Genomic DNA, 14,636 nt, shown 5'->3' on the forward strand with positions numbered 1-14,636 from the left:
GCAAAACCAAAAAGATTCCTGTTACCATTGCGGCAACAAGAGTTGGTTTTTTAATCTTCCTCTCTGGCAACACCATTGCATGCATGGCATGACTGGTCGCGACGGTGCGGAAGGATGAAAAACTGGTGGGGCAGCGCCGGCAGGAAGAGCGCCGCTTTCCTTGCACATACCGACAACCATGCACTCGACCGCAAGCGCCCCGACCCTGCCCCATGCTGCCCAGTGAAGGAAACAAGATGAATCACAATGTCGAAGCGGCCACCATGCCGCCCCCTGCAAGTGCCACCAACGCCGCCAATGCCGCCAGCGTCAGCGAGCTCGAAGCCCACCTCGGCTACTGGTTGCGCTTTGTCTCCAACCATGTCTCGCACAGCTTCCAGAAAAAAGCCGAAGCCAATGGCGTGACGGTGTCCGAATGGGTAGTGCTGCGCGAGATGTTCCGCCTCGGCTGCACTTCGCCCACCGTGCTGGCGCAGGTGGCCGGCATGAGCAAGGGCGCCGTGTCGAAACTGATCGACCGCCTGGAAGGCAAGGGCATGGTCAGCAAGTCGATCCTGCTGGCCGACCGCCGCCAGCATTCGATCGAGCTGACCACCGAAGGCGAAGCGCTGGTGCCGGTGCTGGCCGGCATGGCCGACCAGAACGACGAGGAATTCTTCGGCCAGCTGCCGCCGCAATTGCGCGAAAACCTGCTGGTGGCGATGAAGGAAGTGGCGCGCACGCACCAGCTCAAAAGCGAGCCGCTGAACTAAGCCTCGCCGCCCACCAGCGCCACGCCGTCGCGGCCGGCGTCCTTGGCCTGGTACAGCGCCTGGTCCGCCAGGTCCAGCAGCTGTTCGGGCGTCAGCGCCGCCGCGCCGCTGATGGCAATGCCGATGCTGGTGGTCGCGCTCAACGGTCCGCTGGCCAGCACAAACGGTGCGCGGATGGCGGCCACGATCTTGGCGCCGATCTGGCGCAGCTCGGCCGCATTTTTCACGCCCTCGAAAACGATCACGAACTCATCGCCCGCCAGGCGCGCCACCAGGTCGCTGGCGCGCACGCATTGCTGCAGGCGCTGGGCAAACTCTTTCAACACTTCGTCCCCTGCCTGGTGGCCCAGGCTGTCATTGATGGCCTTGAAGCGGTCGATGTCGAGGTAGGCCAAGGCCATCGGCGCGCCTGTTGCCTGCGTACGCGCCAGGCATTGCGCCATGTGTTCGTCGAAACGGCGCCGGTTGGCGATGCCCGTCAAGGTATCAGTGGCGGCGGCGAACTGCAGCGCCGAGTGCGCCGCCTTGACCTTGGTGATTTCATGGATCAGGCCATATACGCCGATCACCACGCCATGGTCATCGACGTCGGGCACATAGCTGGTCTGGAAGGCGCGGCCATTGCCGCCGATGCCGGAACCGTGGTCATCGAACGTGAACTCATACTCCACCTCCTCGCCCGCAAACGCGCGCCGCAGATACTGCTCGCGCATCTGGTAAGCCGCTTCACCGAGCACCTCGCTGATCGAACGCATCATGCCCTCCCTGGCCGACACGCCGAACCATTTTTCAAATGTGGCGTTGATGAACTGGTAGCGGTGCTCGCGGTCGATATACACGATCACCACCGGCACGTGATCGGTCAGCAGCTTCAGCCGGCGCTCGCTGTCGCGCGTCTGCGTCTCGGCCAGCTCGCGCTCGGCCACCAGGGTGTAGAAATCGCGGCTCAAATCGCCGATCTCGTCGCGCCGTTCGATCTGCAGCGCGTCGATGCCGAGACGGTGGCGGCGGATCTGGTGCACCTGGCTGCGCAGCCGTTCGAGCGGCTGCAGCAGGCGCAGCACCACGCGCCAGCCGGCCAGGCCGGCCAGCGCCGCCAGCACCAGCGCCGCCAGCAAGATCTTGCTGCGGATGGCGCGCAGCGGCGCAAAAGCATCGCGCGTGGGGTAGACCGAGGCCAGTATCCAGCCGGTGCTGGCGAGGCGGCGGTAGGCAAACAGGGCCTCGTCGCCATTGCTGGTCTTGCCCGCCATCGAACCCTGGAAGCCCTGCATGGCGCTGCGCGTGGGCACGCTGGGCGGGCACAGGGCGCCGATATGCTGCATGATCAGCGACTTGTCGGGATGTTCGATGACGATGCCCTGCTCTGTCATGACATACAGATGGCCGCCCGGTCCCGGCTTGAGGGTGTCGAGGCGCCCGAGAAAATCGGGCTGGCGCAGATTGACGCTGGCCGCCAGCACCAGGCGCACCTGGCCGCGCGCGTCAAATACGGGTTCGGTGACGACCACCAGCGGCATGCCGGAGATATTGCCTTGCAGCGGCTCGGAAATCACCGAGCGTTTCAGCGCCAGGGTCTGCGTGAAATATGCGCGCTCCCTGACGCTGGCCCCAGGCGGCGGCCGGACGGAACCGATGCTGGCCAGCACGCTGCCGTCGACATCGATCACGCCGGCCGTGAAAAACTCCTTGCCCAGCACCGTCTGGGCGGCCAGGAAACGCTGCAGCCCGGCCCTGCCCGCCACATCCTGCGCGGCGATGCTGTCGGCCATCACGCGCAGCACATTGCGCCTGGCGGCCATTTCTTCGTCGATGAACACGGCGGCGCTGGCCAGCGACGCATATTGCTGCTGGCTCGTCACGCCGCGCATGTCGCGTTCGGCCACGGCCAGGGTCGCCAGCGCCAGCAGCGCCACAGCGCCCAGCACCAGCAGGAAGACGACCACACTCATGCGCGCCTTCAGGCTGGCGGGCAGGCTTGTGCTGATGCTCTTGCGTAGTCTCGTTCTCATGGAATCAGGGGTCGGGACTTACTGGCGCTGCGCCCCTGCTATCGTCGTCGCCAGTCCTGGCGCGTGCGCCGGCAGGCAAAACATGATGTTGCTTTACGATATGATACCAAATTGTCCATGCTTATGCGCAACACGGGCGCACTTACAACAGGGTGGCATGCACCAGCAGGCGGCGGTACAACTGTCCGGCCGAGTCCTCCAGCGCCTGGTGCTGGGTATCGAGCGTCATGGCCGGCGCCAGCGGCGCTTCGTAGGGGGCGCAGACGCCCGTGAATTGCGCAATCTGCCCGGCGCGGGCGCGCGCATACAGGCCCTTGGGGTCGCGTGCCTCGCACACCGCCAGCTGCGTGCTGACATGGACCTCAATAAAGTGCGTGTCGCCGATAATCGTGGCGGCCATGGCGCGGTCGGCGCGGTGCGGTGAAATCAGGGCGGCGATCACGCTCAATCCCGCCGCGTTCATCAGCCGCGCCACTTCGGCCGTGCGGCGGATGTTTTCACGCCGGTCTTCGGGCGTAAAACCGAGATCGCGGTTCAGGCCATGGCGCAGCAGGTCGCCATCGAGCACCGCGACCGGGCGGCCGTCTGCCTGCAGGCGCCGCGCCAGCGCCTCGGCAATGCTGCTCTTGCCGGCGCCGCTCAATCCCGTCAGCCAGACCGTGGCCGCCCTGCTTTGTGCTTGCTTCATCTGCTCTCCTGTGGTGACAGGAAATATAACAAAGCGGCGGCAAAAAAGACAGCCTATGCCGCGCGCTCGGCCAGCGCTTCGGCCGCCACCACCGCAATCAGCTGGCGTATCTCCGGCACGCAGGAGCCGCAATTGCCACCCGCCTTGACGCAAGCGGTCACCTGCGCGGTGGTGGTCAAATTGTCCTTGCGGATGGCGTCGCAGATCGTGTTGCGGCCGACGCCAAAGCACGAGCACACGGTGGGACCGGCGTCCATGCCTTTGGTAATCGGCTGACCCAGCAGCACGCCGGCACGGTCCGCGGCGTCGAGCTGTTCGTGCGCGAACAGGCCAGCCAGCCAGGCGCGCGACGGCAGGTCCGGCCGTGGCGACACATACACGCATTGCGCGATGCGCCCATCGGTCAGGTGCACCGCGCGATACACGCCAGCGCTGGCGTCGGCATAATCGAGCCAGTCGGCGTCGACGTCGGTCACTCCCAACTGACCACGCGCCCAGCCGGCCAGGTCGTCGATGCGGTTGCGCCCGGCCAGCTCGTAGCGCAGGAACTGCTCGCCCTGCACCCGCGTCCAGTGCGCCACGCCGTCGAGTGGCAACGGCGTGCGGCTCAGGACGAACGCATGCCAGTGCACGCGGAACTGTTCGATGCGGATCGGCGTATGCTTGAATTCCGGTTCGCCCGAGACCGGGTCGACCACCGGGTTGACCACGGCGCCCACCCGCGCGTCGGACGCATTGGCGTCGCTCCAGTGGATCGGCACGAACACCTGGCCGCGCGCGATGCCGCCGCCATGCACCACGCGCGCCACCATCGCGCCCCAGCGGCTGGAAATGCGCGCCAGCTCGCCTTCGCGCACGCTGTACAGCAGCGCGTCCTGCGGGTGGATGTCGATGAACGATTCGGCGATATGGCCCGACAGTTTCGCCGCCTTGCCGGTGCGCGTCATGGTGTGCCACTGGTCGCGCACCCTGCCAGTATTGAGCACCAGCGGAAAATCCTCGTCCGGCAAGTTGTGCGGCGTGCGCGGCGCGGTGGCAATGAAGCGCGCGCGCCCGTCGGCATGGGCAAAGCGGCCGTCGCCGAACAGGCGCGGCTGGTCTTGCGGCCATTGCTGCGGCGCCAGCGCCTCGTACTGCACCGCATCCAGCGCCACCAGGTGCGACAGGTTGAACAGCCGCGCCGTCTCGCCCGCGTTGCGAAAGGCGGACAAGCGCGCATGTTCGTCGAAAATCGCCTGCGGCGTGGTGAAATCAAAACCGTCATAACCCATGCGCTTGGCCACCTCGCACAGCACGCGCCAGTCGGCGCGCGCCTCGCCGGGGGCCGGCAGAAAGGCGCGCTGGCGCGAGATGCGGCGCTCGGAATTGGTCACCGTGCCGTCCTTTTCGCCCCAGCCCAGCGCCGGCAGCAGCACGTCGGCATACGCATTGGTATCGGCCTGCGCGCTGATGTCCGACACCACCACCAGTTCGCATTTGTCCAGCGCACGGCGTACCTGGTCGGCGTCGGGCATGCTGACCAGCGGATTGGTGGCGATGATCCACACGGCTTTGACCGTGCCCGCCTCGATGGCGCTGAACAGGTCGACCGCTTTCAGGCCCGGTTTGCTGGCGATGCGTGGCGCATCCCAGAACGTCTGCACCGCTTCGCGATGCGCCGGTTTGTCGAGGTCCAGGTGGGCCGCCAGCATGTTGGCCAGTCCGCCCACTTCGCGCCCGCCCATGGCGTTGGGCTGGCCCGTCAGCGAGAAAGGCCCCATGCCGGGCTGGCCGATGCGCCCCGTCGCCAGGTGGCAGTTGATGATGCTGTTGACCTTGTCGGTGCCGCTCGACGACTGGTTCACACCCTGCGAAAAGGCCGTGACGACCTTGCGCGTGGCGGCGAAATCGCGGTAAAAGCCAAGCAGCGCCTGCGGGTCGACCTTGCAGATTCTGGCCACCTGCAGCGGGTCGGCGCAGTCGACATGGGCGGCGGCCAGCGCTTCGTCGAGACCTGCGCTGTGCCGCGTGACGAAATCATCGGCGATCAGGCCCTCGCTGGCGAGATGGCACAGCAGGCCGTTGAACAGCCACACGTCGGTGCCCGGTTTGACGGGAAGGTGCAGGTCGGCCAGCTCGCAGGTGGCGGTGCGGCGCGGGTCGATCACCACCAGTTTCATATCCGGCCGGCTTTCCTTGAGGCGCGCGATGCGCTGGAACAGGATAGGGTGGCACCAGGCCGTGTTCGAGCCGACCAGCACCACCATGTCGGCCAGTTCCAGGTCCTCGTAGCAGCCCGGCACGATGTCTTCGCCGAAGGCGCGCTTGTGGCCGGCCACCGCCGACGACATGCACAGGCGCGAATTGGTGTCGATATTGGCGCTGCCGACATAGCCTTTCATCAGCTTGTTGGCGATGTAATAGTCTTCCGTCAGCAGCTGGCCCGAGACATACAGCGCCACCGCATCAGGACCATGTTCGTCGACGATGGCGCGCAGGCCGCCGGCGACCTTGTCGAGCGCGGCATCCCAGGACACGCGGGCCAGCGCGCCGTCCTGGCGCACCTGCGGGGTCAGCAGGCGCTGGTCGAGACCGACCGTGTCGCCCAGGGCCGAGCCTTTCACGCACAGGCGGCCCAGGTTGGCCGGATGCTTGGCATCGCCGGCGATGCGGATGGCGCCGTCGGGCAGGCGCGTCGCTTCGACACCGCAGCCGACGCCGCAATAAGGGCAGGTGGTTTTCACGGGCGTGCAGGTCGTCATGGGAGCTTTCCGGTCAGGCGGCCAGGTCGCACAAGGCCTGGCCAAACAAAAGGTGCGAACGCAGGCGGCTGATGTCGCTGCGCTTCTGTATCAGGTCGAAATACCACGGGCCGTCCTGCACCTCGCCATACAGCACGGCGCCGGCCAGGCGATTGCCCTGCACCACCAGGCGCTTGTAGACGCCGCGGCGCGGGTCGCGCAGCACCAGGTCCTCGCTGCCCTCGCCGCCGATGATATCGCCGGCCGAATACAGGTCGATGCCCGTCACTTTCAGTTTCGTCGCGCTGGCCTGCTGCACATAGCGCCGGTGGCCGGCGCCGGCCAGGTGGGCGCCGCACACGCGCGCCTGTTCCCAGATCGGCGCCACCAGGCCGAAGGTGGCGCGGCGGTGCTGCACGCATTCACCGACGGCATACACGCGCGGATCATAGCTTTGCAGGCAGTCGTCGACGACAATGGCGCGCTCGCAGTGCAGGCCGGCCTCTTTCGCCAGCGCGATATTGGGCCGCACACCGGCCGTCATCACCACCAGGTCGGCCGGAATCGACGTTCCATCGGCAAAGCGCACGCCCTGCACGCGGTCAGTACCAAGGATTTCGGCCGTCTGCGCCTGCATCAGGAACCGCAGGCCGCGCGCTTCGAGCGCCGTTTTCAGCAGCATCGAGGCGGGTGCGTCGAGCTGCTGGTTCATCAGGCTGCCACTCATGTGCACCACGGTTACGTCCATGCCCTGGCGCTGCAGGCCATTGGCCGCTTCCAGCCCCAGCAGGCCGCCGCCGATCACCACCGCGTGGCGGTGCTCGCGCGCCGCGCGCAGCATGGTGTCGACGTCGTCGATATCGCGAAAGCCGATCACACCGGGCAGTTCGTGGCCCGGCACCGGCACGATAAAGGGCGTCGAGCCGGTCGCCAGCAGCAGGCGGTCGTAGCTTGCCTTGAGGCCGGACAATGATTCCACCCTGCGCGCCTTGCGGTCGATGCGCACCACCGGGTCGCCGGCGTGCAGGGTGATGCCGTGCTGCGCGTACCACTCGCGCGTGTGCAGCATGATGTCGTCAACCGTCTTTTCGCCGGCCAGCACCGGGGACAGCAGAATGCGGTTGTAATTGCCATGCGGCTCGGCGCCGAAGACGGTGATGTCGTACAGGTCCGGGGCGAGTTTCAGCAATTCCTCCACCGTGCGCATGCCGGCCATGCCGTTGCCAACCACCACCAGCGATGGCCGCGCTGCGGGGGCCACGGCGGCATTCACAGCGCCACCCACACCATGCCGCCGAAGACGCGCGTCGGCCAGGCGGCCACCGAATGCTCGGGCGCTTCGATGCACTCGCCCGAGCGCAGGTCGAAATGCTGCTTGTAGATCGGCGAGGCGACCACGATGCGCTCCCCCAGGCTGCCGACCAGGCCGCGCGACAGCACCGAAGCGCCCGCGTTCGGATCGACATTGTCGATGGCGAAGATCTGCGGGCTGGTGTCGCCGACGCGGAACACGGCCACATGCCGGCCGTTCAACAGCGCGCAGACGCCGGTATCGGGCACGATATCGTCGAGCTGGCAGATGGCCATCCAGTTGTCGGCGGTAACGCCGGAAAGTTCGTTAATCGCGTTCATGGCTCAAGCCTCCACGGCAAGGATGGGGATCACGGTACTGCGGCGTTCGAGTTCGGTGGCGGGACGGATCTGGCCGCGCTCTTCGACAAACACCACGTTTTCATCGTGCTTGTCACTGTTGACGAAATGGCGGAAACGCTGGCGCACGGCCGGGTCGTTGACGGCCATCTTCCACTCGCACGCATAGGTGTCGACCACGTGCTGCATGTCCGCTTCCAGCTCAAGCGCCAGGCCCAGGCTGTCGTCGATGATCACGCGTTTCAGGTAATCGAGGCCGCCTTCGAGGTTGTCGCGCCACACGCTGGTGCGCTGCAGGCGGTCGGCCGTGCGTACATAGAACATCAGGAAGCGGTCGACATAGCGCACCAGCGTGGCTTCGTCGAGATCGGAGGCGATCAGTTCGGCGTGGCGCGGCTTCATGCCGCCATTGCCGCACACGTACAGATTCCAGCCTTTTTCGGTGGCGATCAGGCCGATGTCCTTGCCTTGCGCCTCGGCGCATTCGCGGGTGCAGCCGGACACGCCAAACTTGATCTTGTGCGGCGTGCGCAAGCCCTTGTAGCGGTTTTCCAGTGCAATCGCAAAGCCCACGCTGTCGGCCACGCCGTAGCGGCACCAGGTCGAACCGACGCACGATTTGACGGTGCGCAGCGACTTGCCGTAGGCGTGGCCCGATTCGAACCCGGCCGCGATCAGCTCTTCCCAGATCGCCGGCAGCTGATCGACGCGCGCGCCGAACAGGTCGACCCGCTGGCCGCCCGTGATCTTGGTGTACAGGCCGTATTTTTTCGCCACCGTGCCGACCGCGATCAGGCCGTCGGCCGTCACTTCGCCGCCGGCCATGCGCGGCACCACCGAGTAGGTGCCGTCCTTCTGGATATTGCCGAGAAAATAATCGTTGCTGTCCTGCAGGCTGGCATGCACGGGCGTCAATACGAAATCGTTCCAGCAGGAGGCCAGGATATTGGCCGCCAGCGGCTTGCACACGTCGCAACCGAGGCCATGGCCGTGCGCCGCCAGCAGCTCGCCGAAGCTGCGGATCTTGCCGACCCGCACCAGGTGGTGCAGCTCCTGGCGCGTATAGGCAAAGTGTTCGCAGACATGGTTGTTGACCGCCATGCCCTGCTTCTTCATTTCGGCCTTCATGATTTGCGTCACCAGCGGCACGCAGCCGCCGCACGCCGTGCCCGCTTTCGTGCAGCTTTTCAATGCGGCTATGGTGGTGGCGCCGTCGGCCACCGCCGCGCACAGCGCGCCTTTCGACACATCGTTGCACGAGCAGATCTGCGCGCCATCGGGCAAGGCGTCCACCCCCAGGCCGGCCTTTTGCTGGCCGTCGGCCTGCGGCAGGATCAAAAATTCCGGTGACTCAGGCAGCTCGATCTTGTTGAGCATCATCTGCAGCAAGGTGCCGTATTCGCTGGCGTCGCCCACCATCACGCCGCCGAGCAGGTATTTGCCGCAGTCCGAGACGACGATCTTCTTGTAGATCTGCTTGCGCTCGTCCATGAACTGGTAGGAGCGGCTGCCCGGCGCATTGCCGTGCGGGTCGCCCAGGCTGGCCACGTCCACGCCCATCAGCTTCAATTTGGTGCTCATGTCGGCGCCCTTGAACGACGCCTCGCCCTCTTCCTGCAGCAGATGGCGCGCCGCGATGCGGGCCATTTCGTAGCCGGGCGCCACCAGGCCGAAGATCAGCCCGCCCCACAGCGCGCACTCGCCGATGGCGTAGATGTCGGGGTCGGAAGTAACGCAGCTGTCGTCGATGGCGATGCCGCCGCGCGGCCCCACTTCCAGGCCGCAGGCGCGCGCCAGTTCGTCGCGCGGACGGATGCCGGCCGAGAACACGATCATGTCCGCTTCCAGGTGGCTGCCGTCGGCAAACTGCATGCGGTGCGTGGCGTGTTCGCCGTCGACGATGGCCAGGGTGTTCTTTTGCGTGTGGACGGTGACGCCCAGCTCTTCGATCTTGCGGCGCAACACGCGCGCGCCGCCTTCGTCGACCTGCACCGCCATCAGGCGCGGCGCGAACTCCACCACGTGGGTGTCGAGTTTCAGGTCGCGCAGCGCTTTAGCGCATTCCAGGCCCAGCAGCCCGCCGCCGATCACCACGCCGGTTTTCGATTTGTCGCCCCAGGCCAGCATGGCTTCCAGGTCTTCGATGGTGCGGTAGACGAAGCAGCCATCGCGCTCCTTGCCCGGCAGCGGCGGCACGAACGGCGTCGAGCCGGTGGCGAACACCAGCTTGTCGTAGGCCAGGATCTCGCCGCTGCTGACGGTGACGGTTTTTGCCGCACGGTCGACCGCGATGGCGCGGGCATTGAGTTTCAGCACCACATTGCCCTGGTCGAAAAAGCCGGGCGCCACCAGCGACAGCTCTTCCGCCGATTTGCCACTGAAAAACTCGGACAGGTGCACGCGATCGTACGCAGGGCGCGGCTCTTCGCATAGCACGGTGACCGACAGGCGCGTGTTGTTTTCCAGCGCCAGCCGTTCGAGGAATTTATGCCCGACCATGCCATGGCCCAGGACGACGATTTTCAGGGGATTGCTCATGCTATTCTCCTCAGGCCGCAGCCATCTTCGATTCGGCCGCGCTACTGGTAAAACGCACGGCGATGGCACACAGCGCCGACACCACCACCAGCACGCTCAAAATGATCAATGTCTGGCGGATATCGCCGGTGCCCTTCATCAGGAACCCGGCCGCCACCGCACCGACATTGCCGCCGGCGCCGATAATGCCGGCCACGCCGCCCAGTGCCTTGCTGTCGATAAATGGCACCAATGCATACGTCGCGCCGCAAGCCATATGGGTGAACAGGCCAAACACCAGCATGGCGATCACGGCCCAGGTGACGCTGTCGACCTTGGCAAACCACAGCAGGCCCACGCCTTCGCCGATCATCAGCATGAACAGCAGGGTGACGCGGCTATTGAGGTTGCCGCGCAGCGCCAGCTTGTCGGACATCCAGCCACCGAGGGCGCGGGCAAACAGGGCCAGCAGACCGAAGCTGCCGGCGGCCAGGCCGGCGGATTTCAAAGACAGGCCGAAATGGTCGACGTAGTAGACGGCGGCAATATTGTGGATAAAGATCTCGATGCCGAAGCAGGCACCGTAGGTGACGAACAGCAGCCATACACGGTAGTTGCTGCTCGCCGCCTTGAAGCTGGCCCAGCCACCCTTTTTTCCGCCTTCGATGGCGATGCCGGCCTTGCGCATGTCGGAATAATTGCCTTGCGGGCAGTCCTGCGTAAAGCGCCAGTACAGGGCCGCCATCACCAGCATCAGCACGCCAGGCACCAGCAGGGCCACGCGCCAGCCCAGCGACTCGGACACGCCCAGCATCACCAGCGCGCCCAGCAGCAGCGGCATCAGCGCCTGCGCCGCGCCGCCGCCCGCATTGCCCCAGCCGGCGGCGGCCGCATTGGCCGTGCCGACCACGCGCGGCGCGAACATCACCGAGGTGTGGTACTGGGTAATCACGAAGCTGGCGCCGACCGCGCCGATACCGAGGCGGAAGAACAGAAAGCTCTCGTAGCTTTGCGAAGCGGCCACGCCCAGCACGGGAATCGCGCCCAGCAGCAGCAAGCCGGTATAGGTCTTGCGCGGACCGTAGCGGTCGCACATGGGGCCGACGATCAGGCGCACCAGGATGGTGATGGCGACGGCGGCGATATTGATATTGGCCACTTGCGCCAGCGACAGGCCGAACTCGCCCTTGATGATGGGCATCAGCGGCGCGCAGGCGAACCAGGCGAAAAAGCAGACGAAGAACGCCATCCACGTCAGGTGGAAGGCGCGCATGGGTGGCGTGGCGAGGGAAAAGAGCGTGATGCTGGTAGCTTTGCTGGCCATGATGGTTCCCGAAGTATCCCGTTAGAAAAACAAAAACGGCGCCCGCTCCCACCGATCACAAAATCAGTTGAGCGGACGCCGTTGTCCATGGTGGTCCGTCGTTGGACCGTTGTTTGTTCAGGGGATCGCCGTTGATCCGTCCCTATCCTTTAGCAAGCGCCGTGCCAGCTGTTACAAGGGGCTAGCCGGTGAAACGACAGCCGTTTGCGCGCAATCATGGTTTATCGCGGTGCAGCATCGCCACTTCGTGGTGCACGCAGGGAACCGAAAGATGGCAGAGCTTGTCTAATCATTATCAAAGTCATCCCTGTGGAGGCAATCATGCACGGGCGACGGTGGTATCTGGCGGCAAGCCGGGCTTGTGTGCTGGTGTTGATGTCCTGCCCGGCGCAGGCTGGCGAACCGAAAGAGCATAGCGAGCTGGCAGCAACGGTCAGCGCGCCGTTCCGGGCCACGCCGGCGCAGCGCCGCACGCAGGCGCGCACCTTTGTCGTGCAGTTTGATCATTCTGAAGGCGACCACACGGATGCCGTGGACTGGCGCCTGATCCTCTCCGGCCCCGGCCCACAGGGTGTCTTGCAGCGGGTCTGGTCAGGGCGCAAGCGACTCCACACAGGCAGCGCCACCGTGCGCCTGCACTGGGATGGCCTGGGCAAAAACCGCCGGCCCGCGCCGCAAGGCCTCTATGACCTGCGCCTGGTGGCCGGCAGCGGTGACGACCGCGTGGAACAGCAATGGCAGATCGCCGTCGAGCGCAGCACGCCAGAAGCACCGCGCCTGATGGCGATGGCGCCGCCGCCGGCGCTCGACAGCAACTCGCCCTACCGCATCGTCTACGCCAACCTGCACAGCCAGACCCGTCACAGCGACGGCGGCGCCGCGCTCGCCTACTGCAAGGGTGCGCAGGAACCGCAATCGGCGCCTTACGGCCCGCTGGACGCCTACCGCTACGCGCAGGAACACGGGCTGGACGTGCTGCTCGCTTCCGAGCACAACCATATGTATGACGGTTCCGACGGCACCAATGCGGCGGCCGAACCGTTTGACGCAATCGCGCTGTACCACGACGGCCTGGCCACAGCGGCCGCCTATAGCGCCGCCCACCCCGGCTTTCTGGCCCTGTACGGCATGGAATGGGGCGTGATCAACAAGGGCGGCCACCTGAATATCCTCAATGGCGAGCACCTGCTGGGTTGGGAGAAAAATGGCCGCGGCCAGCTGCTGGCGGAGGTCGAGACGCCGAAAGGCGATTACGCAGGCCTGTACACCCTGATGCGCGCGCGCGGCTGGCTGGGCCAGTTCAACCACCCGGCGCGCTCGGGCCAGTTTCTGGTCGACGGCGCGGCACTGGGCTACACGCCGGACGGCGACGCCGCCATGGTGCTGTGCGAAGTGATGAACACCTCGGCCTTTTCCACCAACGAGCATGAAACGGAAACGCGGCGCAGCAATTTCGAGGCGGCCTGCAACCAGGTGCTGGCCGCCGGCTACCATGTCGCCTTCAGCAGCAACCAGGACAACCACTGCGCCAACTGGGGCGCCGCCTACGGCAACCGCACCGCCATCCTGGTCAGGCGCGACGCCGCCCTGTCGCGCGACAGCCTGTTCGAGGCGCTGCGCGCGCGGCGCGTGTTCGCCACCATGGACAAGCATGCGCAACTGGTTTTCACCGCCAACGGCAGGATGATGGGCGAACGTTTCGACAACCGCGGTCCCTTGCGGCTGGCGGCCAGTTTCAGCAACGCGCGCGGGCGCCAGATCGCCGCCGTAGCGCTGTTTCAAGGTATACCAGGCGCCAATGGCAGCGTCACTGTGCTATCGGACCAGGCCAGCCTGAGTCTGACGCCTTCTACAGGCGCGCATTTTTACTATGCGCGCGTGACCCAGGACGACGGCAACCTCGTGTGGTCGGCGCCGGTGTGGGTCAATCAGCTGCCTTGACATTCGCCTGCTGCGCCATCAATTCGACCACCCAGTCGATAAACACGCGCAGCTTCTTGCTGACATGGCGGTTCGGCGGATAAGCCAGGTACAAGGGCATCGGCTCGACCGTCCAGCCGGCGAACAGCGGCAGCAGTTCGCCCCTGGCCACCTGCGCACGCGCCATATAGTCCGGCAGCCACAGCACGCCCAGCCCCGCCACCCCGGCGGCCAGATAGGCGTTGCCGTCGTCAATCGACAGCACATACCGGCCATCGATCCTGACGCGCTTGCCTTCGCGCTGCATCACGTACGGAAAACCATTGCCGCCGCGCGCCCAGCGAAAGCGCACGATGCGGTGCGCGCTGTGCTGCAAGTCCAGCGGATGCAAGGGCGTGCCCAGCCGCTCCAGGTAGGCTGGCGCCGCATACACGCCCAGCTGCAGATCGGCCAGCTTGCGCGCCATCAGCGACTGGTCAGCGAGTTCCCCACCGCGTATCACGCAATCGACATTGTCGGCGATCACGTCCACCATGCGGTCGCTGGCGCCCAGGTCGAGCCGGATGTCGGGATACAGCGCATGAAACCGCGGCAGCGCCGGCACCAGCAGCATGGCGGCCAGCGGACTGGGTACATCGATCCGCAGTTGCCCACGCGGCAGCGCGGCCGCCTGCGGCAAGCTCGTTTCGATTTCTTCCAGCGTATCGAGCACCTGCACGATGCGCTCGTAATAGGCGGCGCCGTCGGCCGTCACGTTGACCTTGCGCGTGGTGCGGTTCAGCAGTTTCAGGCGCAGCCGCGCTTCGAGCTGCTGCACCAGCTGCGTCACGGTGGTGCGGCTCATGCCCAGCGTCGCGGCCGCCTTCGTGAAACTGCCTGTCTCGACCACCCGCACGAACGCCTTCATCGCATCAAACCTGTCCATAACTGCCTTTGCAATCCGATTGTTTGGATTATACAAATAGTGTTGGCGATTCCAGCCACTTTATCTGTCGGTACCTGGCAGATAAAGTGTTCTTCAGGCAGCAGCTTTGCTGCATCAAACAAGGAAAC

Annotated in this window: 10 protein-coding genes; 2 read left to right on the plus strand and 8 right to left on the minus strand. The window is 65.5% G+C overall.

The window, feature by feature from the left end; translation table 11 throughout:
- Positions 1-236 precede the first annotated feature (236 nt).
- On the plus strand, positions 237-752 hold the full coding sequence (locus ASR47_RS15820; protein ID WP_082988965.1) for a MarR family winged helix-turn-helix transcriptional regulator: 516 nt from the start codon (positions 237-239) through the stop codon (positions 750-752).
- Here the strand turns inward: ASR47_RS15820 and ASR47_RS15825 are convergent.
- The 7 genes from ASR47_RS15825 to ASR47_RS15855 all read right to left on the minus strand — a co-directional run bounded on the left by ASR47_RS15825 (position 749) and on the right by ASR47_RS15855 (position 11,663).
- Complete coding sequence (locus tag ASR47_RS15825) at positions 749-2,764, minus strand: diguanylate cyclase domain-containing protein (RefSeq protein WP_065308749.1); 2,016 nt, start codon at positions 2,762-2,764, stop codon at positions 749-751. The two genes, ASR47_RS15820 and ASR47_RS15825, sit on opposite strands and share 4 nt — an antisense overlap.
- Before the next feature lie 142 nt (positions 2,765-2,906).
- Entirely contained in the window at positions 2,907-3,509 is a 603-nt protein-coding gene (gene cysC, locus ASR47_RS27095) for an adenylyl-sulfate kinase (protein ID WP_065308919.1), read from the minus strand.
- Positions 3,506-6,193, minus strand: coding sequence for a nitrate reductase (locus ASR47_RS15835; protein WP_065308750.1), 2,688 nt, complete (start codon positions 6,191-6,193; stop codon positions 3,506-3,508). Before ASR47_RS15835 ends, cysC begins: the two co-directional genes overlap by 4 nt.
- 13 nt (positions 6,194-6,206) lie before the next feature.
- A complete protein-coding gene (locus ASR47_RS15840; protein WP_082988980.1) occupies positions 6,207-7,433 on the minus strand; it encodes an NAD(P)/FAD-dependent oxidoreductase in 1,227 nt (408 codons plus the stop codon).
- An 8-nt stretch (positions 7,434-7,441) separates the two neighbouring features.
- Positions 7,442-7,804: a nitrite reductase small subunit NirD gene (nirD, locus tag ASR47_RS15845; protein WP_065308752.1), complete on the minus strand. Its 363-nt coding sequence runs from the start codon at positions 7,802-7,804 to the stop codon at positions 7,442-7,444.
- Positions 7,805-7,807: 3 nt separating this feature from the next.
- Entirely contained in the window at positions 7,808-10,360 is a 2,553-nt protein-coding gene (nirB, locus tag ASR47_RS15850; protein ID WP_065308753.1) for a nitrite reductase large subunit NirB, read from the minus strand.
- A 10-nt stretch (positions 10,361-10,370) separates the two neighbouring features.
- Positions 10,371-11,663 (minus strand): MFS transporter, encoded by a 1,293-nt coding sequence (locus ASR47_RS15855; protein WP_065308754.1) that lies wholly within the window; start codon positions 11,661-11,663, stop codon positions 10,371-10,373.
- A 321-nt stretch (positions 11,664-11,984) separates the two neighbouring features.
- Between ASR47_RS15855 and ASR47_RS15860 the strand changes: the two genes are divergently transcribed.
- Positions 11,985-13,604: a CehA/McbA family metallohydrolase gene (locus ASR47_RS15860; RefSeq protein WP_065308755.1), complete on the plus strand. Its 1,620-nt coding sequence runs from the start codon at positions 11,985-11,987 to the stop codon at positions 13,602-13,604.
- On the opposite strand, the gene ASR47_RS15865 is transcribed toward ASR47_RS15860, so the two are convergent.
- Positions 13,588-14,508 (minus strand): LysR family transcriptional regulator, encoded by a 921-nt coding sequence (locus ASR47_RS15865; RefSeq protein WP_065308756.1) that lies wholly within the window; start codon positions 14,506-14,508, stop codon positions 13,588-13,590. The two genes, ASR47_RS15860 and ASR47_RS15865, sit on opposite strands and share 17 nt — an antisense overlap.
- Positions 14,509-14,636: the final 128 nt, after the last annotated feature.

This window comes from Janthinobacterium psychrotolerans (assembly GCF_001677885.1).
Classification (GTDB): domain Bacteria; phylum Pseudomonadota; class Gammaproteobacteria; order Burkholderiales; family Burkholderiaceae_D; genus Janthinobacterium; species Janthinobacterium psychrotolerans.

Coding starts and splice junctions, on each gene's coding strand:
- nirD (WP_065308752.1), bottom strand. CDS start 7,804: ATGAACGCGATTAACGAACTTTCCGGCGTTACCGCCGACAACTGGATG.
- ASR47_RS15820 (WP_082988965.1), top strand. CDS start 237: ATGAATCACAATGTCGAAGCGGCCACCATGCCGCCCCCTGCAAGTGCC.
- ASR47_RS15860 (WP_065308755.1), top strand. CDS start 11,985: ATGCACGGGCGACGGTGGTATCTGGCGGCAAGCCGGGCTTGTGTGCTG.
- ASR47_RS15855 (WP_065308754.1), bottom strand. CDS start 11,663: ATGGCCAGCAAAGCTACCAGCATCACGCTCTTTTCCCTCGCCACGCCA.
- ASR47_RS15825 (WP_065308749.1), bottom strand. CDS start 2,764: ATGAGAACGAGACTACGCAAGAGCATCAGCACAAGCCTGCCCGCCAGC.
- ASR47_RS15835 (WP_065308750.1), bottom strand. CDS start 6,193: ATGACGACCTGCACGCCCGTGAAAACCACCTGCCCTTATTGCGGCGTC.
- nirB (WP_065308753.1), bottom strand. CDS start 10,360: ATGAGCAATCCCCTGAAAATCGTCGTCCTGGGCCATGGCATGGTCGGG.
- ASR47_RS15865 (WP_065308756.1), bottom strand. CDS start 14,508: ATGGACAGGTTTGATGCGATGAAGGCGTTCGTGCGGGTGGTCGAGACA.